Origin of the sequence: Legionella quinlivanii (assembly GCF_003265995.1) — a bacterium.
Classification (GTDB): domain Bacteria; phylum Pseudomonadota; class Gammaproteobacteria; order Legionellales; family Legionellaceae; genus Legionella_C; species Legionella_C quinlivanii_A.
On record NZ_MVJN01000008.1, the window covers coordinates 1 to 22,985 of the forward strand.

Here is a 22,985-nt window from a genome sequence, read left to right on the forward strand (position 1 = left end):
TGAAGGCTTTCATCGAAAAATGAAACTTATCCAGCGAAGAGCATATGGATTTAGGAATTTTGAAAACTATAGACTACGTGTTAGAGTCCTTTGCGGATGATTAAAGCTGCCCCCGTTATTGGGAAAGACCCATGGTTTTGAGCTAAGTGCTTGATTTAATTGGCGCGCTCGGAGGGACTCGAACCCCCGACACCTTGGTTCGAAGCCAAGTACTCTATCCAGCTGAGCTACGAGCGCCTGGTGAGATTCGGGTAAAACTTGTGCTGATCTATATTAGTGGTCTGAAATGGTGGGTCGTATAGGAATCGAACCTATGACACAAAGGTTAAAAGCCTTCTGCTCTACCGACTGAGCTAACGACCCATTGGTTTGTCACTAATAGTTATTTGCTCTTTGGATTATCCACCAAAAATGGTGGGCCGTATAGGAATCGAACCTATGACACAAAGGTTAAAAGCCTTCTGCTCTACCGACTGAGCTAACGGCCCAAAGAGGCTGGAATAATAACGGATTAGGATAAAATTTCAAGTATTTTTTTGAATTATTTTTTAAATTAACGCCTCTCCGATATATAAATGATCAGTACTGGCAAGAATTACCCAACCCTCATGAGCCAGTTTAATTTTCTGTTCATTCAATTGCTCAGCCGCTACAACAATCAGTAACACATCTGCTCCCAAAGCTCCGCAGCCCTTTGCTGCGAGAACGCTTTTATCAGCTTTTAAGTCCATGATCTGCTGATGGCTATGTTCTGCCACTAATCCCATTTCCGACAAACGTTGATGATAAGTGTTAATCGCATCGATGAGACTTTGACTATCGTTGTGTTCAAAAGCTGTTTTTGCCTGTTCGACTATTGATGGCAGCACGTGAATGGCATCTGGTAAACTCATATCCTGTAAATGGTGATGGGTCGCCAGTTTTTTTCCGCTGTGCAGCAAAAGAAAGGCGATATCCGGAAATGGCCACTGGTAACAGCCCAGGGTATTTTGCTCACGATTGATGTAGACGCAGTGATGATTTGACTGAGCCAGCACATCATAACCGCTGGGGCGAAGTCCCTTGCCGTTCCAGGCGCATTCAAAATAAGCATTTAAAAGATTTTCTTGCGTCGGGCTAATATTTTGTAAATAGCAGCTCGCCAGATAAGCCCCCAGAAACTGAGCACTTGAAGCCCCTAAACCTCCCTGCCCCTGATAAGGGTCAACCCAGCTTAGTCCTGCCCCAGCCTGTTTTTGTCTGCTCCACCATTTTCCTGCCGGAGATTCAGGGTGAATTCCCTGGATTTCTTCCGTTGAATTAATTCTCAACTCAAAGCAGGGCGATGTCGTGAGAATAATAGCTGGTTTACCTATAACAGCCGCATATTCTCCAATCAGAAATGTTTTTGCAGGGATAGACCATTTCATTCTTTATTATCCTTTGCGGATCTCTGCCAATAGCTCCTGCGCATTTTTAAGACTAACGCGCTTATTTAATGATAGCCAGCTTTGCAGCTTATCTTTCAATACAGGCATTTCATCTTCGTTGGCTCCTGCAACTAATAATAGATTATCAATATGCAATTTCATATGTCCCTGAATAATGCCTTCGGTGCAAAGTGCCTTCATGGCCCCAAGGTTCTGTACTAAACCCACCGCCGCGATAACTCTTGCCAAATGATTGGCGGAGTCAATTCCCATCATGCGCAAACACATGCTGGCAGTGGGATGAAGCGCCGTCACTCCGCCGACCGTTCCTACTATAAGCGGCGCCGTTAATTGCCCGGTTAATTGACCATTATTGTAACGCCAGCGGGTAATAGCGCGATATTGGCCACTGTGAGCTGCATAGGCGTGAATCCCTGCCTCGACAGCTCTCCAGTCATTTCCCGTTGCAATTAAAACCGGATCGATGCCGTTCATAACCCCTTTATTATGAGTCGCAGCGCGGTAAGGATCCTTTTCAGCAAACAAAGACGCTTCCTGCAGGCGCTCGCCTAATTCGTCATCTACCTCATTAATTACGACACGAGCGGTCGTTAATTTCTGATCATTAAGATTGGACAAAATGCACATGGAAACTTGTTCACCGCTTAAGTTCTCAAGCGGCGTTTTCAGATATTCCAGTACCTGATTAATAATATTAGCTCCCATTGCGTCACAGCTATTCATCATCAGATGGATAATGGCCATATCAGCCCCGTCATCACGAACCAAATGACGCAAATGCAAATCTCTCACTCCGCCGCCGCGTTTTACCATATTGGTGGCAACATCCTCATTGGCTTTTTGGATTAGCATCTGCTTGTTTTGCTGAAACAAGGCTTCAAAACGGGGAAAATTTTTGACTTTGGCTAACTGAATTTGTCCAATAATGCATTCACCATCGACCCAGGTGGTAATTTCACCCTGTTGTCTTACCCATTTAGCAGTTTTTGATAAAGCCGCAATGATTGAGGTTTCTTCCACCGCGAGTGGAATAATATAATCCTGATGATCAATACGAAAATTGGTAGCGACCCCCAGAGGCAATTGAAAATAGCCAATCACATTCTCAATCAGTTTATCTGCGAGGCTAATGTCATTTATGCCCCCCGCTCTCAGGTAAGACACATCATCGCTAGTTAAAGCGCCTAATTCCAATAATCGATTAAATCGTTCCTCGCGATTCAATCTGGAAAAACCCTGAAATAATTGGCTGGCTTGATTACTAATCGGCATGCCTTCTCCTGTAAATCTGAAATAACTAGCGGTTAAACCAATAACATTAAAAAAAGGCAGACTTTAGCATAAACCCTTAGAAGATAACTATAAGATTAAAGGAATCATTTCTTGACCTTTTCCAATAAGGAATAAATTTCATTCAGGCGTGTATTTAAGCGTGTAAAAAAATACATCAGATTAAAAAATCCCAGGGATTTGCTTTCCAGTGTAGAAAATCGGGCAGGATCTGCTTTAATTGCCTTGGTCAATATATCAATGATGTTAATCGCAGGCAGCATCGGCGCATGAGTTTCTTTTTTCAGACGCTTTTTTAATGTATCCAGATTATTTATTGTGGTATTCACTGCCAGTAGAATTCGTTTTTTATCCTCTTCATTGATATAAGAGGAAAGCCAGGAATAAGCCTCTATCAGCCCCACTACATAGTGAGTACAAAAAGCGGTTTGCGTCAGTAAAAGATGAAAATCCTTGCGGTTAATGCGATGAAAAAGGACTTCATAACTAATAGATAATGCGTTTTTCCGTATCAACTGATACTCAAGATATAATTGCTGAACCGTAACGGGCTCTGAAGTAATTGGCCGATTCAGAAACTCATTGGACAACGAGGCCTGAATTTTTTCTATATAGCGCACAAACAAATCAACCACATTGGTTCTGACCGGCATACAATACGTGGAAACGGTCAATGCGATCGCAGCACCAAGCGCTGTATCCAGAATTCTTTCTCGCAGTAAATACAGATTCCAGTCGCCAAACATGGCAAATAAGTAAACTACAAAGCCCGTCAGGGCAATCATTGCAGCCAGATGAAAAATCTGAAAAAGATACACTGCGAAAAACACAAACAATAGCATGATCCCCAGAATTACATACTGGTTCTGCGGGGTTAGCCAATACAAGAGCGTACCACCCGCCCCGCCAAGAATTGTCATACTGACCCGTTCCAGCGAGCGTTTCAGACTCTCTCCCCAGGATTGGGTAGTCAATGCCATTGCTGTGAGGGTAATCCAATAGCCTCTTTCCAGATTCAGAAAGTAACTTAAAATTTCCGCGATGGTAATTGCTGCTGCAGCCTGCCATGCTATTTTAGTGGTATTGCGAAGCGCCATCTTGAATCCTTACCAGTTCAGCCATGTGCTGATTAAGCAAATTGAATGTTAATTTCAGATTGAGTAAAGCCATCACCAGTGTAGGCTCCGTCAGAAGCTCATGGCTCATGGATTCATCCAGCTGCCGCAGGGAAACCTTCACGCGCTCATATCGGATCACAAAATCCTTTCTCATTCGCACCGCATCAAAAAGCGCGGCGAGACGTCGATTAATGACGACTAAGGATAATCGAACGGAGCGAGGCAGTTGATAATCATAAATTTTTATAACATGGTAGGCTTCCACCATCATCGTGTAGGCGCTCACAAAAGCATACTGATGAACGAGAATTTCGCTGACTGTTGATTGGTAGCCATCAAATACATCGCTTTGCTCTATCGTTTGGTTGCTGTCGAGCAAGTGATTCATATTATGTTTCAATCGCACAAAGGACAATTTTTCAAAACTTTGAATAACATCGCGTTTAACCAGATAGTATCGGATTTCCCTCATTCCTCTTGCGAGTAATTTAAATAAACGATTTGAGTTTTTTATATATAATTTGGGATAATTTTCCGGAAAGATGAATATTGCCACCAATGCCGCAACTAAAAGACCAATAATCAAAGCATGCAAATGCATCCAGGCGGCATCCGGTGTATCAAAGGGCAAAATAGTAGCAAAAAAACACAGGATCCACGCCATCATCGGTGCCATACTGTTTTGCAGTCCAAAACGACGACAGTAGTTCACTGCAAATCCTAATCCAATTAAAACCAGTGCCGTCAGGTTGTGCGAATCCCTGACTTTCAATCCCAGAATGAAAACCATAAAATAAACCAGATCAAACACGATGACCTGAATAACCCGCAAAGCAAAAGACTTGGCAATGATTCCCTGCAGTGAGAATCCGCAGGCGATTCCGGCCATTAATTTTCCGAATAAAGGTTCTTTTATGCTCAGCGTCAAGGTAATCAAAATCGCCATGACCGTTTTTAATGCATGTTTGAGACGGAAATAGCCCGGATCTACCCCCCAAAGAAATAATCTTAACTTCCTGATCGGCGTCATTATTTAATTTTACATCCTTACTGCTGTACCGGCCTGACCTACAAGCAGGGTTCTTAATTAAAAGTCATCTCACAAATTCTCCAATTTCTCAAGTCTTCAGATCTGAATTTTGGAGAGTGTTCATTAAACTGTCATGCCATCTCAGATTTGGGAGATTTCTCACTACGTTCGAGATGACGGTGTGCCTGCGAGTAATGACACAGTTTAATGAACACTCTCGAATTTTATGATTGAAAAAAAATGCGCGCCTAGATACTCTACGTAAATAGTTTATTCGAGATAATTAAATGGCTGGCAGAACGCTTGTATTCTCTGCGTTAAACAATTCTTATAGCCAATGCAATCATGACTAAAGTACTCTCAGACGCCGGGCTTAAATATGACGAAGAGCATCAGCGATATGAATGCACAGGATCCTGGACCGTCTCCACTCTGAATGGCTTCATTGAGGCAGTGCAAAAAGAAAAGCTGCCAGAATCGGATAGCCTGCGTATCAATGGAAAGCAGCTTAAGCATTTTGATAGTGCAGGCGCATTAGCGCTGCATAATTTTATTTTATTTCTGAAACAGCACCACAAAAAAGCGGAGCTGGAAGACTTTAATACCCAGCAATCGGAACTGCTTAAACTGATTGCTGAAAAACAGGAAGTGCTTGATTTTCATGTGCCCCCAGCAAAACCTCAGCCCATTCTTGAGATGATTGGTCAGGAAACCATTCATAAAATTAATCAGGCTGACGGCTTTATTATTTTGCTTGGCGATCTGAGCACCAAACTGTTTGAAGCATTTGGGCAATGGCGGCGCTTTCAGTTCCCGAGCATTGTTTCCATTATAGATTCAGCTGGTATCAAAGCCCTTCCAATCGTGGCACTGCTTTCTTTTTTAATTGGTGTTGTACTGGCTTATCAGATGGGGCTTCAGCTGCAAACTTATGGAGCCAACATCTTTATCGCTTATTTATCAGGAATGGCGATTTTCAGAGAGTTCGCCCCGCTGATTACCGCCATTATCGTAGCGGGCCGCACCAGTTCAGCATTTACTGCCCAGATTGGCAGCATGAAAATCAATGAAGAAATCGATGCCCTTTATACAATGGGCTTATCCCCTACCGAGTTACTGGTCATGCCCAAAGTCATTGGCCTGCTGATTGTTTTTCCCTTACTGATTTTCTGGTCTGATGTATTCAGTGTGTTTGGAGCGATGTTCATGTCAAAATGGATGCTTGGCGTCAACCATTTCGACTATCTGGCCCGCCTGAAAGATTCAGTTGGCTTATCTCAATTGATGTTAGGCCTTTATAAAGCACCGGCCTTCGCCTTTCTGATTGCTTTGGTAGGCTGTTTCCAGGGATTTCAAGTGGAATCCAGTGCTGACAGCGTCGGAAGTCAAACGACCAAAAGCGTTGTTCAGGCCTTGTTCCTGATTATTATTGCCGATGCGGTGTTCTCAGTGGTTTACAGCTGGATGGATTTATAATGGCTGCCCCTGTAATTGAAGTAACTGGTTTAAAAAACAAACTGGGCGGGCATTGGGTCCATACGGATGTCAATTTAACTGTCAATCAGGGAGAAATTCTTGCGATTATCGGAGGGAGCGGCAGCGGTAAAACCACAATATTGCGCAGTTTGTTGATGCTTTTAAAGCCAACTGAAGGCGAGATTAAGATTTTTGGTCAGGATATATCGACCCTTTCTGTGCGTAAAGCCAATACCTTGCGTCAACGTTGGGGCATGTTATTTCAACATAGCGCCTTGTTTTCGGCCATGACTGTTTTGGAAAATATAACGTTTCCTATGCGTGAATTTACGGCCATGGATAAGCAGTTTATGGAAAAACTGGCCATGCTCAAGCTGTCGCTGGTCGGATTGCCGGAAGAATCAGCGAGCAAGTATCCTTCCGAGTTAAGCGGCGGTATGCAGCGAAGAGCAGCCGCGGCAAGAGCCATCGCTATGGATCCGGAATTATTATTTCTGGATGAACCAACAACCGGTCTTGATCCGCGAGGGGCGCGTCAGTTCGATGAACTGATTCTTTTTTTACGTAAAACATTAAACTTAACCGTTGTGATGATAAGTCACGACCTTGAATCCTTAAAATCAACCGATCGGGTTGCTTTTATAGGGAATGGAGAAGTGTTGGCAGTGGAGCCTTTAAAAGAATTAATGAAAAATCCGCATCCACTGATTGCTGAATACTTTAGTAAATTTTAAACTACTGGCATTTGCCATCGGAGCTAAAATTCCTTGGAAGCTAAAACAAATTACACTATCGTTGGGTTAACTGTTGTCATTCTTACTGCGGCTCTGCTGGCGTCAGCCCTGTGGCTATCAGTAGGTTTTGATCAAAAGAAATACAAAATATATGCAGTATATATCCATGAAGCAGTTTCAGGACTCAGTGAAGACTCGCCGGTGAAATACAATGGCGTGCCGGTGGGTTCAGTGGCTAAAATCGAATTAAGCCAGATCGATCCTCAGCAAGTTAAAATTTTATTGAATATTGAGGAGGGCACCCCCATAACCACCAGTACCACCGCCACATTAATTTCGCAGGGTATTACCGGTACAACTTACGTGGGTTTATCCGCCTCCTCCTCTGAACTCACTCCCTTGAAAAAAATTCCCAAAGAACCTTATCCCATTATTCCAGCCAAGCCTTCTCTTTTTTATCAGTTGGATAGCGTATTAAAAGAAGTCGCTGAGAATGTAAATGGCGTTACGGTCAAGATTAATAAAATTTTTGATGATGAAAATGCCCTGTACATTAAAAACACCTTAAAAAACCTGGAGGGCTTTTCTGATGTGGTGGCTAAAAATAACGAAACCATTAACAATACCCTGAAAAGCACAGACGTTCTGACCCGCAATCTCGCCCAAGCGAGTAAAGATTTGCCGGCGATTATCCGCGATGTGAAACAAGGGGTGGAAAAACTGAGTGTAATGACAGAACGAATTAGTGAAGCAGGGGAAAAAGTGAGCAGCGCTATGGATGCCGGCAAAACCACCCTGGATAAAATTTCACAACAAACCATACCGCCTGCCGTTGTTCTGATTCGCCGTTTAAATACGATTGCAGCTAATCTGGAACAAGTCAGTAACTTAATGCGCCAAAATCCTGCTGTGGTGGTTCGGGGAACTGCGACGCCCAAAGCCGGACCGGGAGAGTGACTTGAATAGATTAATCGGAAGCTTTGGCCTGATTGCCAGCATACTGTTTTTGCAAGGATGTGCGGTTAAACCGACAGTTACCAATGAATATAAACTGGAAAGCTTCAGCAGCGAGAAAGCTGCCAGTAAGCCGGTCCATGCTTCCATTCTGATAACCCATCCGGATGCTGCAACCGGCTATGACACCGAAGAGATGCTGTATACCGATAAGCCCTTTGAAATCAGCAATTTTGTCCATAATGCCTGGATGGGGCCACCCGCCGATATGCTATTACCTCTCATGGTGCAGAGCTTGCAGAAAAGCGGCTATTTCTATGCAGTCGCCTCGACTGCAACTTCGGAATTAACCGATTATCGTCTCGATACACAGCTATTGGAATTACAGCAGAGTTTTCTCAAAAAGCCCAGCCAGCTTGATTTCACGGCCAAAATTGTTTTAACACATGTTAGTGATAATCGTATTATCGCTTCAAGAATAATTGAATTGCATATTCCGTGTCCAAGCGATACACCCTACGGCGGTGTTATTGCCGCGAACCAGGCCACAGGATTATTTACAGCCGGGGTTACAAAGTTTGTATTAAATCATGTTAAAAATGACTCCCATTGAGCTTAAGCAATGTTTCTATCTTCCACCGGGGCTGCTGGCTTTTGCTGATTCAGCTCTCAAATCAGGAGCGCCGTCACCCACAGGAGCTTGTTGCTGCGATTTAATACCGTCAACTGCTACCTTATAATCCGTACAGGAAGGTATGCTCTTAACCTCTTCAGGGGGTAAACTATCCCTTAACTTGTCCAACACTGCTTTAGTCCTGCTTCCCTTACCCTTTTCTATATCAGGATATTTCTCCAACACTTTAACAAGCGCCCCACGCAATCCATATTCTGGTATCAGAGTAAGTAACAGATTAAGCCCTGCTTGTTTCTCGGCCTTAAGCCCCTTACTGGCTTTAAAAAATCGCGCTCTCTCGTCTCTCAAAATATCAATTTGTGCTTTAACGGCTGATAATAAAGGATCATCCAGACTCATTTCTGGTGGCACCCACTGTTTAGGGTAATTTTCCTCGTCAAAAAAATGCTCTATTTTACAGGAAATATGCTCTGCAGGGTGATTGTTGCGCAGCCCCTGAATCAATTCCTGATAAGCACTTATACTGGATGACTCCAACTGCTTAAACTCATTATACATCGCATTGAGGTTCATCAGAGCTGGCGAGTCGGCAGGCAATTCAATGCGCATAGTTTGAACATAGCGAACGATTGAGTTTTTAAAATTGTCGTGAACCGTATTCCTGACATTTTCAAATACATTATCAAGATACCAATTGGCATATGATTCGCTGCTTCTTGTGGCAAACGCCATAAAGTCTCGCGGGATCTCCATTGTTCTGACGTTTCCAAGATCAACATCTTTGGCCTGAGCTATTGAGAGAATTATCCACTCAGCCAAAGCCGCTGAACCTAATCGAATAGGCAGTATGCGGTACAACTCCCGATTTAAGACCGCAAGATTTTTATAAAAACCAGCAGGATCTTTTTTCACATCCCATTTAAGAAGTGTTTCAAAGAGCTCCTGAAGCTTTTGAATCTGCTCTGAAAGGGGCTTGGCATCCATCATAGGATAGGTAAAACTTACATACTGGGTATTTTTATATTCGAAGATGTGGACATTGAACTGATCACTCAGTTCCGGCTTTTGATCCCGACAGGTAGTCTTATACTTTACAGTTTCACCTTTTCCAAGTTCTAATTTTTGAGCTACGTAGTGTAAGGAAGGGGATATCAATTGGCGCCCGGTCTCTGCTTCCAATTCTCTGGAAATAAAATCCTGTGGGGCGAAGTCCTGCGCTAAACGCTGCATTATTGGATTGTAAAATTTACTATACGCAGTGTTTTTGGGCCCTATAAACTCAAGACAAATTTCCGTTGGTGATGATTCTTCGCCTCTTATTTTTCCATATTTTGGACGCTCGTCATCCGTTCCATGCTTCAATAAATCAGCCATAAAGGCTCGATGTTGACCCATTTCTTTTATCATATCGAGTAATTTGGTGTCTCTCCTCATGTTCATGGCAAAATGTTTGGCCACTAACATGGTATAGACATTCCAAATAGTTTGATTAGAACTTGTATGCCTGTCCACTAATTTATTTGAGTAGGTATTGTCAGCAATTTTGCTAAAGAAATCCTGAAGAACCCTTTCACTTGTTCCGAGCAACTCGTCCACAATCCAGTCAAAATGAGGCTCACCCGGCTTGAGACGGCGATTCTCCTGATGAACCATTTGTAGAAACCCGTCAATAAGTTCATTTTTGCTTGGCATCTTAAACTCTGCACTTTATTTTTAATTTTAGACCAGAGAGATTAATCTGCAGAGACTTAGCATTTGCTTACTGCAATACCTAAAGGAAAAATTGGCGACAGTTTGTAAAGTCTTGACGCACTTGGATTATAGTACACTTCAATCCACTCTTAAAATCATGGCGAAAATACAAAAACAATTGTACAATGGCTCGCCATTAGGGCGAATTAAATTTTGATCCCCCGAATAATATTTGTAACCAAGAATAAGAAGGAGAGAAAAGGATGAGAGCTAAGTCATTTTTAAAACTGGGACTGGTCGCAGCAAGCATCGTCCTGCTGGCATCCTGTTCAAAAACCCCAGGCAGCGCTGGTGATTACTCCGGCATGGGTGATACTGATGCTTCGGCACACGGTCTGGGCCAGTTTACTCGTTTTGCGGGTCAGGAACCAGGTGAATCCTATACCACTCAGGCGCCCCATAATCAGTTATACTTATTCTCTTACGATGACTCCACATTTGCACCTAAATACATGGCCTCTTTAAATGCGCAATCCGATTATTTAAAATCTCATCCAGGTGCACGCGTGCTTTTGGCGGGTCATACTGATGAGCGCGGCAGCCGTGAATACAATATTGCGCTGGGTGAGCGCCGTGCAAACACCGTCGCTGAGTTAATGCGTATGGCTGGGGTTAGCAGACAGCAAATTCGCGTGGTCAGTTATGGTAAGGAGCGTCCAGCTAATTTTGGCCACGACGATGCGTCTCACATGCAAAATCGTCGTGTAGAATTTATTTATGAGGCGACAAGATGATTCAAATGAAGCATCGCTTTCTCGCGTTGTGTTTCGCTGGTTTACTTCCATTACAGGCTGCTGCAGAAGCGCCTGTAGTGGATGACAGCGAAAACTTTGCGATTCTCGATGAACAGCAGGCTGATATGGAACAGCAGCCTGTTGCCAAGGCACAGCTTGACGATAGTTATCCTGAAGAAGAGATTGCTCTGGTCCAGGATAATGAGCTGACTCACAGTGAAAATGCAGAATTGCTGGATAAACTTCAGGGAATGAGGCAGGAAATACAGGAGCTTCGCGGTCAACTGGAAGTGCAGTCCCATGAATTAAAACAGCTTCAGCAACAGCAACTGTCTTTCTATAAAGATCTCGATTCAAGACTAAGCAACACGCTTCAGACCAAATCCATTGCCCGAAATGAAAATCCAGCTGAATTAAAGCTGGAAACCAAAACACCGCCGACTGCAAGCGTCAATCAAGCACCTTCTGCAGCCCCGACTGCAGTTAAATCAGTTCAGCAAAGCAATACGGCATTAACCGAAATAAATACTGCGGTAATCCCTTCCGCTAAAAACAATCCTGCCGATGAACAATTAAGCTATCTTGCCGCTTATGAATTAGTAAAGAACAAGCATTTTGACAATGCTTTGGCCGCAATGAATACTTTTGTTGCTCAGTATCCACATGGAGGCTACACAGCCAATGCGCATTACTGGCTGGGCGAATTATACATGGTCAAGAAAAATTACGCCGAAGCGATTAGCCATTTTGACCTGGTACTCAAACAATTCCCTTCATCCAGCAAAGCGGCAGCCTGCACCCTGAAAATGGGCTATGCGCTGGCGGCATCAGGCAGAGAAACCGAAGCCAAACAAAGCTTGCAGCAAGTATTAAAAAATTATCCTGACACTCCCACGGCACAGCTCGCTCTGGCTAAATTACATACTCTTAGTACCTCATGACCAAATTAAACAACCAGTTGCGTATCACTGAAATATTTCATTCATTACAAGGCGAATCAACCACTGTCGGCCTGCCGACAGTTTTCATACGGCTTACCGGCTGTCCTCTTCGCTGTCAGTATTGCGATACAGCCTATGCCTTTAATGGCGGGGAAAACACCGAAATTGCAGCTATTCTTGAAAAAGTGGCCAGTTTTGAATGCAGCCATGTCTGCGTTACCGGTGGAGAACCTCTGGCTCAGCCAGGATGTTTAACCCTAATGCAGCAACTTTGTGATGCGGGTTATCAGGTTTCCCTGGAAACCAGCGGCGCACGCAACATAGAAAACGTTGACAAGCGGGTCATGATCGTAATGGATTTAAAAACACCGGACTCCGGTGAATGTGCTAAAAATTTATTTAGCAACATTGACTACTTAAAACCTACTGACCAGATAAAGTTTGTATTATGCAGTCGTAAAGATTACGAATGGGCCAATCAGCTTTTGCGAGAACAACGTTTACATGAACGCACCCAGATTCTTTATTCTCCAAGCTGGAACCAATTGCCTGCGACCACTCTGGCGGACTGGATAGTAGCCGATCGACTGCCGGTCAGATTTCAGATTCAGCTGCATAAAATACTTTGGAATGACGCCCCCGGTCATTAACTGCGAGGAGAATAATTAATGCAATGGTTTGCTCAGGCCCCGTCAAATATAGCCCTGATAAAATACATGGGAAAAAAGGATGATAACAGCAATTTGCCCGCGAATCCGTCCCTATCCTATACGCTTCCCAATTTATTGAGCAATGTCACTCTCGATAGTCATTCTGGCAGACAGGATTTCTGGGAGCCACTGCATTTACCAGGCGCGATGCCCTTTGAATTATCGCTGGCTTCTCAGCAGCGCTTCTTAAAGCACCTGGCCTTTCTAAAAAATCATTTTGATTATCAGGGCTCTTTTTTAGTGCGTTCATCGAATAACTTTCCGCATGGCAGTGGCCTGGCAAGCTCTGCATCCAGTTTTGCAGCCCTGACCAAATGCGCCATCCGTGCAATTTGTGAACTGAAAAACATTCCTTTGCCGCCTATTGCACAAGCAGCAAATCTCAGCCGGCAAGGCTCGGGTTCCTCCTGCCGTTCTTTTTTTGCTCCCTGGGCTCTTTGGCAGGATGACAGCGTGCAGGCCATTGACCTGCCCTATCAGCAATTACTGCATCAGGTTGTGGTTATTAGCCGGGAAGAAAAACAAATCTCCTCAAGTGAAGCACATCGTCTGGTTAAAACCAGCAAGCACTATGCAACACGCACACAAAGAGCAGTAGAAAATCTCAAAGTATTGCTAAACGCCTTACAAGCAAAAAACTGGGCCGATGCCTATCAGATTTGCTGGCGCGAGTTTCATGATATGCATCAATTATTTGCTACCTGTGAAAAACCATTCACTTATATGACACCGAATAGCAAATCCCTGCTAAAATCTTTACAGATACTATGGGAAAAAGAAGGTGACGGTCCTATTGTCACTATGGACGCTGGCCCTAACATTCATTTGCTTTACCGACCCGATCAGGAAGAGCTGTCCCAGCGCTTTAAACAACAACACTTGGTTGGAAATTATGATGTTTTATGAATTTCAAACAACAACATATGGCAAATGGATTTTAGCGGGTGAACACGCTGTATTAAGAGGCCATGACGCACTGGTATTTCCAATTAAGGAAAAAAAGCTGATATTCAGTTATAAACCCTCGGATTCAGAGCTAAGCGCCAATTATGAAGGTCCCAATGGCGCTGACATGCACCTTTTATTCTGGAGCGTACTCGAACAGGGTCAGCAATTGCTGGGCCAATCTTTAAATCGTTTAACCGGACATTTTCACCTGCATTGCAACATTCCGGTTGGCGTGGGGATGGGGGCATCCGCAGCTCTTTGTGTGGCAATGGCACGCTGGTTCGCGGCTCAAAAGTTGATCACTCCTGAAACCACTTCCCTTTTTGCAAAAAATCTCGAAAATCTCTTTCATGGCAAAAGCAGCGGTTTGGATATCGCTGGGGTTTCGGCTGAATCAGGTATTGCCTTTAAACAAGGTCAGGTAAGCCCGATGGTGCAAAAATGGAAACCTGTCTGGTATTTATCATCTTGCGGGCAAATAGGCTTCACTTCGCACTGCATTAACCAGGTTAATCAGTTGTGGCAATCCGATAGCGCTCAGGCAGAAGGCATTGATTTATCCATGCAGGACGCGGTTGATAAATGTCGCAAGGCACTGAAAGAGGAGTACTCACCTGCCAGTTTAACCCTGTTGAGCGATGCGATTCAGCAAGCTGGGCAATGTTTTAAAGACTGGGGGCTGATAAGCGAGAATTTAGGTCATCATATTCAGAATCTTCAAAATCTTGGTGCCTTGGCCGTAAAACCTACCGGTTCAGGCGGCGGTGGTTATGTCATCAGTTTATGGGAAAGTCCTCCTTTGGTTCCTGCTAATCTGGAATGGATTCCTATTAGTTAGTCATGTAATCAGGCAGGAAATTACTCAATGAACTGATAATACACCTCATCATCCTTTACCATACCCAGCTCAAAACGCGCCTGCTCTTCCAAAGCCTGCTCGCCGCTTTTCAATTCGAGAATGTCAGCTTCAATAGCATGATTACGCGCCAGCAACTGCTCGTTCTCGATTGTTTTTTCAGCAATTTTATTATCCAGCTGACGCCATTGGCTAATACTACCCTCCCCGAGCCACAGTTTGTACTGCAGACCGATAAGAGCTACCAGTAATATGACAATAATTGAGCGCATATGCGTGTAATCAAATAAGCGGTTGTTCCAGTATAACTTTGCTTTATGGATTTGTGGAGTCCAGTTCAGCAAAGTTATAGCCCAAGTCCAGAATCGAGGTATTATGAAAATACATTACCAGCATAGGGTAATCCGGATTGCTCCTGGATTCTTATTAATTGATTGTATTTAGCCACGCGATCCGTACGGCAAAGCGAACCTGTTTTAATTTGCCCGCAACCTGTAGCCACCGCCAAATCAGCAATAAAGGTATCTTCGGTTTCACCGGAACGATGAGACATCACGCAGCGGTAGCCATTAGCCTGCGCCAATTGAATAGCCTGACGTGTTTCTGTCAGCGTGCCAATCTGATTTAACTTGATTAAAATCGCATTGGCCATCTTTTGAGAAATTCCCTCTTGTAAAATACGGGGATTGGTAACAAACAAATCATCACCCACCAATTGAATTTTATTTCCCAGCCGACGGGTCAGCTCACGCCATCCATCCCAGTCATTTTCATCCAGCCCGTCTTCAATACTGACGATGGGATAACTGGCAACCAGTTCTTCGTAGTAAGCAATCAAGCCAGCGCTATCGAGGGTCTTATTATCGGAAGCCAAATGATAGGAATTTTCTTTATAGAGTTCGGAAGCCGCAACGTCCAGTGCAAACACCAGATCCTTACCTAATTTATACCCAGCCTGTTCTACAGCCTGGGATAACATATCAAGTGCCTGACGGTTTGATTTCAGATCAGGTGCAAAACCTCCCTCATCACCTACTGCCGTATTCAAACCCTGCTTTTTCAAAACCGCTTTCAAAACGTGAAACACTTCGGTTCCCATTTGCAAGGCGCTGTAGAAATCCGAAGCCCCTACCGGCATCAGCATAAATTCCTGGATATCGACATTATTATCCGCATGCGCCCCGCCGTTTAAGACATTCATCATCGGAACCGGCATTGACATCCGCTGGCCTTGGTTAAGGCTCATGTAAAGAGGCTCTTTACGGGCACTGGCGAAAGCGCGTGCTGAAGCCAGAGACACCGCCAGTATCGCATTGGCTCCCAGGCGTGATTTATTTTCTGTGCCATCCAGCTGACAAAGTGTTTCATCAATCTGCTCTTGCTTTTCCACTGAAAAGCCTTGCAGTGCCTGATTAATTTCCTGATTAATAAAATTAACTGCCTTGCTGACACCTTTACCCGCATAGCGTGCTTTATCGCCATCCCGGAGTTCACAGGCCTCTCGACTACCCGTAGAGGCACCGGAAGGAACAGCAGCACGCCCCATTTCACCGCTCGCTAGTATTACGTCAGCCTCTACAGTAGGATTACCGCGGGAATCCAGAATCTCACGGCCTTTTATACTGATAATTTGCATGAATTTAACCTGATAATGTCAAATAATCCGCTATTGTTTGGTCAATCTCATGGATTGTCAAGGTATTAAATTTCCTGGCAATGACTTTGCTACTATACTGAATGAAGAACAAAAAACTGAAGATGACCACTTGGCAATCCCAATAAAACTAAAATCGGCCTGATACTATGAATGGATTCAAAAATGACTATTCACCTCTGATTAAGCTGGCCATCCCGCTGGCTTTGACCGGTATTCTGCAATCCGGGGTTTTCTTTTTTGAAACGGTTTTTCTTTCCCGCTTAGGTCCCGACATTCTGGCCGCCGGATCATTAGTCAGCTGGCTCTTTGGAACCTTTGTGGTCATTCTCTTTGGAACATTAAGTTCCATTAATATCCTGGTGGCTCATAAATTTGGCGCCAAAGATCATCAGGGGATTACGCGAGTGGTAAGAGACGGCCTTTGGCTTGCACTTATTCTGGTTATCCCCAGTTTTTTGATTTTCAGGAATATGGCGCCGGTTTTTCTGGTTTTGGGACAAAGTCCGGCGGTGGTTTCTTCAGCACAAGCCTATCTGCATGCCATCAGCTGGGGGCTTTTACCCACTTTTATTATGACCGCATTATTTGAAATCATTATTGGCCTTGGCCATGCCAGAGTCATTCTAAAATTCAGTGTGGTCTATGTCGCCATGAATATCCTTTTCAGTTATCTGCTGATATTTGGAAAATGGGGGCTGCCGGCACTGGGAATCGCCGGAGCTGGCTGGGGAATGACTATTGGTTACTGGATTACGGTAGTTTTGCTGGCATTTTATTTATTAATGGATAAATCCTACCATCCCTACTTTAAAAAACTGTTTAATGCCAGCAAGCCATCCTATGTGTTCGAGCTGCTGCGTATCGGTTGCCCAATCGGGTTTATGTACTGCATTGAAGTCGGCTTCTTTTTCACTCTGACCCTGATTATGGGCTTTTTTGGCAGTCAACTATTAGCCGCTAACCAGATTGCAATGCAATATCTTGGCACCCTGATGTCGGTTATTTTTTCAATTGCCCAAGCCATAACGGTTCGCATGGGCCATTTACTGGGCGCGGGAGAGACGCAAGCCGCTAAAAAAGCAGCAAATGCCGGGATAAACCTTTCTTTTGCTTTTATGTTTCTGGTGGCACTTTGTTACTGGTTCTTACCCTACATACTTATTTCTGTCGACTTTGACCTCAGCAAACCGGAAAATTACTCCATTATTCACGATGCTGCCAGAATCCTTGCCGTCGGTGCTTTGTTCCAAATGGCGGAGTCAGTGCGGATAGCCCTCTTTGGCGCCTTAAGAAGCTTAAAAGACACGCGGTTCACCTTGCTGATTTCAATCTTCAGCTTCTGGCTGCTTGCCTTACCCATCGGCTATGTTTTCGCTATGCAATTCAGTATGAAAACCACAGGACTTTGGTGGGGAATGATGATTGGAGCTTTAAGCAGCGTATTTCTTCTCTATTGGCGGTTTCAATACAAAATACAGCGCTACAATCATGGGGAAGATATTAAGTACAACAGTAAAACTGAACTGAAATAGTGCTATCAGGCAGGAGCGTACAGCAGTGGACGATTAATTTCTTCGATTTTATCGAGGCACGCTTTATTTAGATGACCAAGCGCTTCAATAGAGAAAACCCTCTGTAATTTATTCGCTTTCTCACTTAATCGGGTCAAGTCTATGATGTAATCCTCTTTATTTGGATAACCTCCCTCGGTCTCGATTCGTTTAATTGCTTCCATTGCCAAGTGATTTAATAAATCAGCTTTTGTAGTAGTCTCTATTGTAGAATAGATAGTCCACTCAGACGGGCGATTGCTATCGTAGTTCATTATGCAATAGAACAGAACTGTAAATAGCATATTTTCTATAGGAATTTCGCCATATACATTTAATGCAGAACCCAGCCCGGAGGACCGGTCCTGTTTTATTGTCTCTGCAAGATAGAGCCTGGATTTGTTCTCTGAGTTATAAATAAAATCTATCATGGAGTAGTTCATTGACGGGGCTGTATGCTCAGATTCAGTCGAAAAAAAACCACAATGACTCATTAAAAATTTAAGCATTTGCAATGTTGATCAGTCTTAAGATTGACCAAAATATTACCACAAAGGCCATTTATTTTCAACAAGCCTTATTTTTCTATCCCTGAACTGGACTTGCCAACCACTTTCACTTTAATGTAGAGCGTTGAATTTTGGGTAAACGGAGTACCGGCACGAATGACTTCGGTATTCTGATCAGCGGCCGGTTCACCTTGAGCAGTTCCCAGGGGCACCCACTCATTTAAAGGCAGCATTACAGTGGTCATGACCTGCTGCTGGTTAAAGCTCTGATCGCTAACTTGCGTATCCTGTTCGCGAATTCGCTTAACAGAGAGTCTGACTTTTTGCCCCTGCAGTAATGGCTCAACCATTAATCCGGTCTGAACAAGACGACGGTCATAGCTGACACCAGCACTCCAGAAACCAATCCCAACATTGCTGATTACTGGCTGATCTTCCCCGGTGCTGATAAATGCGGATTCGCCATTCATTACTTTGACTGACTGATAGCGCTGCTGGTTTTGATTGGACGAGGTACTGATGCTTATCGTATTAGAGTTTTGCGTACTCAGCCAGTCAGGGTCACCCTGGAATACGGCAATTTCAAAAGTCACTGGGGGCTGATCCAGTTTATGAAGCACTTCACGAAGCTGGGTTAAGGTGTCGGGGGTGACTTTAATAATCAAGGTCTGACCGCTGCCGCTTACTGCCTCTCCCTGAGATAATAAGGGCTGAATTAACTGGATTACATTATCGGCCTGCTGATAATGAAGCTCGATAACCTTGGTAACCATCTGAGCGGCAAACAGGCTTCCCGTAAAAAAAAATAATATCCATATCAAGCGTCTCATGTGAACAGCTCTCCCTGATTCATATCACTGACATTTTGAGCATAGCACGAAAATTATAACGAAAAATATGAATCGCAAATTGCATCTTGCATGAGGACAAGTATATAATCGCGGCATCGCGAATAAGGTGATAGCAAATTCATGACACGCATTTTTAATATGTTCGGACCTTCACCTATCCGTCCTATTGAGCAACACATGCGCAAGGTAACTCAATGCGCAAAGCAGCTCCTGCCTTTTTTTGAAGCAGTGCTAACACTTGACTGGCCAAGCGCCAGCGATATCAAGGATAAAATATCAACTCTTGAAAAAGAGGCGGATATGATCAAGCGCGATTTACGGCTTCATCTTCCTACCGGTCTTTTCTTGCCTGTGTCACGCACCGACCTGCTGGAACTCTTGAGTGCTCAGGATAGAATTGCCAATAAAGCGCAAGATATCGCAGGATTAATTGTCAGTCGTCAGATGATTATTCCACCCGCACTGTCTTCTGTGTTCATGCCTTTTCTAAACCGTTGTCTTGATGCAGCCAAACAGGCCTGCAAAGCCATCAATGAACTGGACGAATTGCTCGAAAGCGGTTTTCGTGGAAGCGAAGTTAAAATCGTTGAAGAAATGATAATGACTCTCGATGAGATCGAGCACGACAGTGATGACAAATTGGCGGATATCCGACACCGCATTTTTGACCTGGAAAAGGATTTACCACCAATTGAAGTGGTTTTCCTTTATAAGCTGGTCCAATGGATTGGTGATTTAGCTGATCATGCCCAGATTGTGGGCGGCAAATTACAAATTCTTATCGCCAGGTAGTATATCTTATGGATTATTCTGTATTCTTTTTCTTTGCGGCTATTGCTTTATGTTTTCTGATGACCTGGGGGGTCGGCGCGAACGACCTGGCCAATGTCATGAGTACGACAATGGGTTCCAAGGCGGTCACTGTTCGGCAAGCAATGATTATTGCAATTGTTTTTGAGTTTGCCGGTGCGTTTCTGGGTGGGAGCGGTGTTACTGAAACCATGCGCGATGGGATCATCGTCAGCAGTGAATTATCCGAGCAGCCTTTAATCCTTATTGAGGGCATGCTGAGCGTGCTTCTTGCCTGTACTGTCTGGATGAATCTCGCCAGTTATTTTGGTCTCCCTGTCTCTATTACCAATGCGATTGTGGGTTCAATGGTGGGTTTTGGCAGTGTTGTTCTGGGCTCTGATGCCATTCATTGGTCGCAAGTATACCGCATTGCTGCCGGCTGGGTAACCTCGCCGATGATTGCAGGTATCACCGCATATTTCCTGTTTATCAGTATTCAGCAGACCATCTTTATTAAAAGCGATCCGCTTGAGAAGGCTAAATTATATATTCCTATTTATCTTTTTTTGATTGGTTCCGTTCTGTCATTCATTACTGTTTTTAAGGGTTTAAATCATTTTGATATTCATCTTAATTTCAAGCAGGATCTGGCGGTCACTCTGGCAACCAGCATTGTTATTACGCTTATCGGAATAATTATCATTCGCAGAATTCCCGAAGTTCCTAAAATCAGACGCCGGGAGCGTTTTCTGCAAGTAGAAAAATATTTCGCAGTGCTGATGGCCTTAACCGCCTGCGCTATGGTATTTGCACATGGAGCCAATGATGTTTCCCTGGCTGTGGGTCCATTAACAATTATTCATAGCCTGATAACCCAGGCCAATACACCAATCGCGGTTACTCAATATCCTGCCTGGATTATTTTTCTGGGATGTTTCGGAGTTATTATTGGCTTTTTAATGTATGGGCGCAAAGTAATTGAGACCGTAGGCAGTTCAATCACAGCATTAACGCCCAGCCGGGCTTTCGCGGCCACTCTGGCTGCCGCCACTACAGTGGTCGTAGCAACCAGCACAGGCATTCCGGTTTCAGCGACTCAGACTTTGGTCGGAGCCGTTCTGGGTGTGGGTCTGGCTCGCGGCATTGGCGCATTGAATCTGATAGTAATCCGCAACATTTTCATGTCCTGGATTCTAACCTTGCCAGCCGCATCTTTATTGACAGTTCTGGCTTATAAGGCATTACATTTCTTTTTGGGATGAGAGATGGCGTATAGTGCAAACTAGCGCTTGTGCGCGATACGGAGGTAAATTAAGAGAACTATTGTAGGTTGGGCCCTTGGCCCATAGCCATCAGGCTAAGAAGTAATGTTATCCCCTCTCCACCGCGCGCAGCGTGGGGGAGAGGGCAGGGTGAGGGGGTTAAAAATTTATCACGTTAGTGATTCCATTTTGTTGTGGCAATAAACTATAACCACAGAAATATGATTAATGAATCGCTACGCGACCTTGTTTATAGCCCCCTCTCCCTAACCCTCTCCCCCGCTGCGCGCGGTGGAGAGGGGATCAGATATTCTTAGCCTGACGGCTATGGGCCAAGGGCCCAATCTACAGGTAATGCAAAATTTCCTAACTTAATGGTAGTGGCTAAGACATAGCGGATCTAATTAAAAATTAAAAATCTTCCCAGATCTCTTCTTTGTTATTATCTCTATTTGCATGATCACGAAAATAAAAAATCCGTTTATGCTTTTTAATCTCTTTTTTCTGAGAAGCCGATTTCTCATGCTCCGCATCAAATTGAAACAGGAATTTATCAATAGGACTGACGAAAGCCTTATCAATATCTTTTTTGCTCATAGTACATTCCAACGTAACATAATTAATTAATTTTAGCGCTTTTTATGATAACTTACCAACATTCGTTTCTCAATCAGGAGTTTTGATGACGGCAATTAAACAAGCTGAGTTACACGTTCATTTAGAAGGCACTATTTCCCCACAATTAGCTTTAAAGCTTGCCAAGCGCAATCATATTGATCTGCCGTCTGGCTTATTCGCAGCGGATGGCCAGTCTTATCAATACAAGGATTTTCTGGATTTTCTCAAAGCTTATGATTCAGTCGCGGCAGTGATTAAAAAGCCAATGGATTACTATGACATCACTTTTGATTATCTAAAAGAAAGAGCTGATGCCGGTGGTATTTATGTGGAGTTCATGTATTCTCCGGATCACGCAGAAATGTCCAGCGGGATTCCTTCCTGTGAGCATTTGGCAGCTATACAGCAGGCTATTGATGATGCTGAAGCCAGGCATCAGATTATCGGAAGAATTATTGTTACCGCAGTCAGACATTTTGGCGAAGACTCTGCTATAAAAGTGGCAAAACAGGCTATTAAGGAAAATGTTCCCTGCATCACTGGGTTTGGCCTGGGCGGCGATGAAATTAATTTTCCACCTAAACTATTTACCAAAGCCTATCAGATTGCTGCTGAGGGCGGTTTGGAATGCACCGTTCATGCCGGTGAATTTGCCTCAGCAGAAGGTATGATGGAGGCGATGGACTACCTGCCTGTTAAACGCATAGGACATGGTGTGCGAGCTATCGAGTCCCCGGAAACCATGGCTCGGCTTAAAGACAAAGGGATCGCACTCGAAGTGTGTCCGGGCAGCAACGTCGCTCTGGGCCTCTTTCAAAACCTTGAAAGCCATCCCCTTCCTCAATTATTGGCGGCAGGTATCAGAATCAGCTTAAACTCAGATGATCCGCCTTTTTTCCGTACCAATCTGGCTAATGAATATATACAGGCCCAGAAAATTTACGGTTTTTCCGATCAGCAGATGCTAAATTTCACCCGCATGGCGATTGAGGATGCCTTTGTCGATGAGCAAACCCGCAAGGAATTGCTGCAGCGATTGCAATAATTACACTCGGTCTGTAGCCTGAAAATTACAGACCTTTCTCTCTTGACTTATAGGCTGGATGACCTATTGTCAATACAGAAAGGTTTAATTTTGA

24 protein-coding genes and 3 tRNA genes are annotated in these 22,985 nt (G+C 44.0%); 14 read left to right on the plus strand and 13 right to left on the minus strand.

Annotated features, from left to right (window positions below):
* Positions 1 to 100 (plus strand): transposase (locus tag B1207_RS10895; RefSeq protein ID WP_146740063.1); only part of this gene is annotated, 100 nt, incomplete at its 5' end.
* Between the two features lie 60 nt (positions 101 to 160).
* Here B1207_RS10895 and B1207_RS10900 read toward each other — a convergent pair.
* From B1207_RS10900 to B1207_RS10930, 7 genes are all read right to left on the minus strand, one after another.
* Positions 161 to 237, minus strand: a tRNA-Arg gene (locus B1207_RS10900).
* Between the two features lie 50 nt (positions 238 to 287).
* Positions 288 to 363: transfer RNA gene (locus B1207_RS10905), tRNA-Lys, on the minus strand.
* A 49-nt stretch (positions 364 to 412) separates the two neighbouring features.
* Positions 413 to 488, minus strand: a tRNA-Lys gene (locus tag B1207_RS10910).
* 60 nt (positions 489 to 548) lie between these two features.
* Complete coding sequence (locus B1207_RS10915) at positions 549 to 1,409, minus strand: mevalonate kinase family protein (RefSeq protein ID WP_112220014.1); 861 nt, start codon at positions 1,407 to 1,409, stop codon at positions 549 to 551.
* Between the two features lie 6 nt (positions 1,410 to 1,415).
* The gene (locus tag B1207_RS10920; protein ID WP_112220015.1) at positions 1,416 to 2,702 is read right to left on the minus strand and encodes a hydroxymethylglutaryl-CoA reductase, degradative; all 1,287 of its coding nucleotides are present in this window, start codon (positions 2,700 to 2,702) and stop codon (positions 1,416 to 1,418) included.
* Positions 2,703 to 2,806: 104 nt separating this feature from the next.
* Positions 2,807 to 3,817 carry an FUSC family protein gene (locus tag B1207_RS10925; protein ID WP_112220016.1) on the minus strand — a complete coding sequence of 337 codons (1,011 nt, stop codon included), beginning with the start codon at positions 3,815 to 3,817 and terminating at the stop codon, positions 2,807 to 2,809.
* Positions 3,795 to 4,784 carry a hypothetical protein gene (locus tag B1207_RS10930; RefSeq protein WP_172458282.1) on the minus strand — a complete coding sequence of 330 codons (990 nt, stop codon included), beginning with the start codon at positions 4,782 to 4,784 and terminating at the stop codon, positions 3,795 to 3,797. The genes B1207_RS10925 and B1207_RS10930 overlap by 23 nt, the downstream gene beginning before the upstream one ends.
* A gap of 429 nt (positions 4,785 to 5,213) precedes the next feature.
* Between B1207_RS10930 and B1207_RS10935 the strand changes: the two genes are divergently transcribed.
* Genes B1207_RS10935 through B1207_RS10950 form a run of 4 tightly spaced genes read left to right on the plus strand, consistent with a single transcriptional unit; the run spans position 5,214 to position 8,645 of the window.
* On the plus strand, positions 5,214 to 6,344 hold the full coding sequence (locus B1207_RS10935) for an MlaE family ABC transporter permease (protein WP_112220018.1): 1,131 nt from the start codon (positions 5,214 to 5,216) through the stop codon (positions 6,342 to 6,344).
* Complete coding sequence (locus tag B1207_RS10940; RefSeq protein ID WP_112220019.1) at positions 6,344 to 7,078, plus strand: ABC transporter ATP-binding protein; 735 nt, start codon at positions 6,344 to 6,346, stop codon at positions 7,076 to 7,078. Before B1207_RS10935 ends, B1207_RS10940 begins: the two co-directional genes overlap by 1 nt.
* Before the next feature lie 33 nt (positions 7,079 to 7,111).
* Entirely contained in the window at positions 7,112 to 8,035 is a 924-nt protein-coding gene (locus B1207_RS10945) for an MlaD family protein (RefSeq protein WP_112220020.1), read from the plus strand.
* Between the two features lies 1 nt (position 8,036).
* Entirely contained in the window at positions 8,037 to 8,645 is a 609-nt protein-coding gene (locus B1207_RS10950; RefSeq protein WP_253255843.1) for an ABC-type transport auxiliary lipoprotein family protein, read from the plus strand.
* A gap of 15 nt (positions 8,646 to 8,660) precedes the next feature.
* On the opposite strand, the gene B1207_RS10955 is transcribed toward B1207_RS10950, so the two are convergent.
* The gene (locus B1207_RS10955) at positions 8,661 to 10,358 is read right to left on the minus strand and encodes a hypothetical protein (RefSeq protein ID WP_112220021.1); all 1,698 of its coding nucleotides are present in this window, start codon (positions 10,356 to 10,358) and stop codon (positions 8,661 to 8,663) included.
* Between the two features lie 263 nt (positions 10,359 to 10,621).
* On the opposite strand from B1207_RS10955, the gene pal reads away from it, so the two are divergent.
* The 5 genes from pal to B1207_RS10980 are packed head-to-tail and all read left to right on the plus strand — an operon-like array spanning position 10,622 to position 14,589.
* Positions 10,622 to 11,152, plus strand: a complete 531-nt coding sequence (gene pal / locus B1207_RS10960) for a peptidoglycan-associated lipoprotein Pal (RefSeq protein WP_112220022.1) — start codon at positions 10,622 to 10,624, stop codon at positions 11,150 to 11,152.
* The gene (ybgF, locus tag B1207_RS10965; RefSeq protein ID WP_112220023.1) at positions 11,149 to 12,093 is read left to right on the plus strand and encodes a tol-pal system protein YbgF; all 945 of its coding nucleotides are present in this window, start codon (positions 11,149 to 11,151) and stop codon (positions 12,091 to 12,093) included. The genes pal and ybgF overlap by 4 nt, the downstream gene beginning before the upstream one ends.
* Positions 12,090 to 12,743, plus strand: coding sequence for a 7-carboxy-7-deazaguanine synthase QueE (gene queE / locus B1207_RS10970; RefSeq protein WP_112220024.1), 654 nt, complete (start codon positions 12,090 to 12,092; stop codon positions 12,741 to 12,743). Before ybgF ends, queE begins: the two co-directional genes overlap by 4 nt.
* An 18-nt stretch (positions 12,744 to 12,761) precedes the next feature.
* A complete protein-coding gene (locus tag B1207_RS10975) occupies positions 12,762 to 13,709 on the plus strand; it encodes a diphosphomevalonate/mevalonate 3,5-bisphosphate decarboxylase family protein (RefSeq protein WP_112220025.1) in 948 nt (315 codons plus the stop codon).
* Entirely contained in the window at positions 13,699 to 14,589 is an 891-nt protein-coding gene (locus tag B1207_RS10980; protein ID WP_112220026.1) for a mevalonate kinase family protein, read from the plus strand. The genes B1207_RS10975 and B1207_RS10980 overlap by 11 nt, the downstream gene beginning before the upstream one ends.
* Before the next feature lie 20 nt (positions 14,590 to 14,609).
* Here the strand turns inward: B1207_RS10980 and ftsB are convergent, their stop codons facing one another.
* Together ftsB and eno are read right to left on the minus strand one after the other, a co-directional pair.
* Positions 14,610 to 14,879: a cell division protein FtsB gene (gene ftsB, locus B1207_RS10985; RefSeq protein ID WP_112220027.1), complete on the minus strand. Its 270-nt coding sequence runs from the start codon at positions 14,877 to 14,879 to the stop codon at positions 14,610 to 14,612.
* A 101-nt stretch (positions 14,880 to 14,980) separates the two neighbouring features.
* Positions 14,981 to 16,243: a phosphopyruvate hydratase gene (gene eno / locus B1207_RS10990; RefSeq protein WP_112220028.1), complete on the minus strand. Its 1,263-nt coding sequence runs from the start codon at positions 16,241 to 16,243 to the stop codon at positions 14,981 to 14,983.
* Between the two features lie 167 nt (positions 16,244 to 16,410).
* Here eno and B1207_RS10995 point away from each other — a divergent pair, with 167 nt between their 5' ends.
* Positions 16,411 to 17,796, plus strand: a complete 1,386-nt coding sequence (locus B1207_RS10995) for an MATE family efflux transporter (RefSeq protein ID WP_112220029.1) — start codon at positions 16,411 to 16,413, stop codon at positions 17,794 to 17,796.
* 5 nt (positions 17,797 to 17,801) lie between these two features.
* Here B1207_RS10995 and B1207_RS11000 read toward each other — a convergent pair whose 3' ends face one another.
* Both B1207_RS11000 and B1207_RS11005 read right to left on the minus strand, forming a co-directional pair.
* Positions 17,802 to 18,245 (minus strand): hypothetical protein, encoded by a 444-nt coding sequence (locus B1207_RS11000; RefSeq protein ID WP_112220030.1) that lies wholly within the window; start codon positions 18,243 to 18,245, stop codon positions 17,802 to 17,804.
* 146 nt (positions 18,246 to 18,391) lie between these two features.
* Positions 18,392 to 19,153, minus strand: a complete 762-nt coding sequence (locus B1207_RS11005; protein ID WP_112220031.1) for a type II/III secretion system protein — start codon at positions 19,151 to 19,153, stop codon at positions 18,392 to 18,394.
* Positions 19,154 to 19,294: 141 nt separating this feature from the next.
* Here B1207_RS11005 and B1207_RS11010 point away from each other — a divergent pair, with 141 nt between their 5' ends.
* Together B1207_RS11010 and B1207_RS11015 are read left to right on the plus strand one after the other, a co-directional pair.
* A complete protein-coding gene (locus tag B1207_RS11010) occupies positions 19,295 to 19,966 on the plus strand; it encodes a TIGR00153 family protein (protein WP_112220032.1) in 672 nt (223 codons plus the stop codon).
* A gap of 8 nt (positions 19,967 to 19,974) precedes the next feature.
* Positions 19,975 to 21,228: an inorganic phosphate transporter gene (locus B1207_RS11015; RefSeq protein ID WP_112220033.1), complete on the plus strand. Its 1,254-nt coding sequence runs from the start codon at positions 19,975 to 19,977 to the stop codon at positions 21,226 to 21,228.
* A 411-nt stretch (positions 21,229 to 21,639) separates the two neighbouring features.
* Here the strand turns inward: B1207_RS11015 and B1207_RS11020 are convergent, their stop codons facing one another.
* Complete coding sequence (locus B1207_RS11020) at positions 21,640 to 21,825, minus strand: CBU_0585 family protein (RefSeq protein ID WP_058507789.1); 186 nt, start codon at positions 21,823 to 21,825, stop codon at positions 21,640 to 21,642.
* 85 nt (positions 21,826 to 21,910) lie between these two features.
* Between B1207_RS11020 and B1207_RS11025 the strand changes: the two genes are divergently transcribed.
* On the plus strand, positions 21,911 to 22,891 hold the full coding sequence (locus tag B1207_RS11025; RefSeq protein WP_112220034.1) for an adenosine deaminase: 981 nt from the start codon (positions 21,911 to 21,913) through the stop codon (positions 22,889 to 22,891).
* Positions 22,892 to 22,985 lie beyond the last annotated feature (94 nt).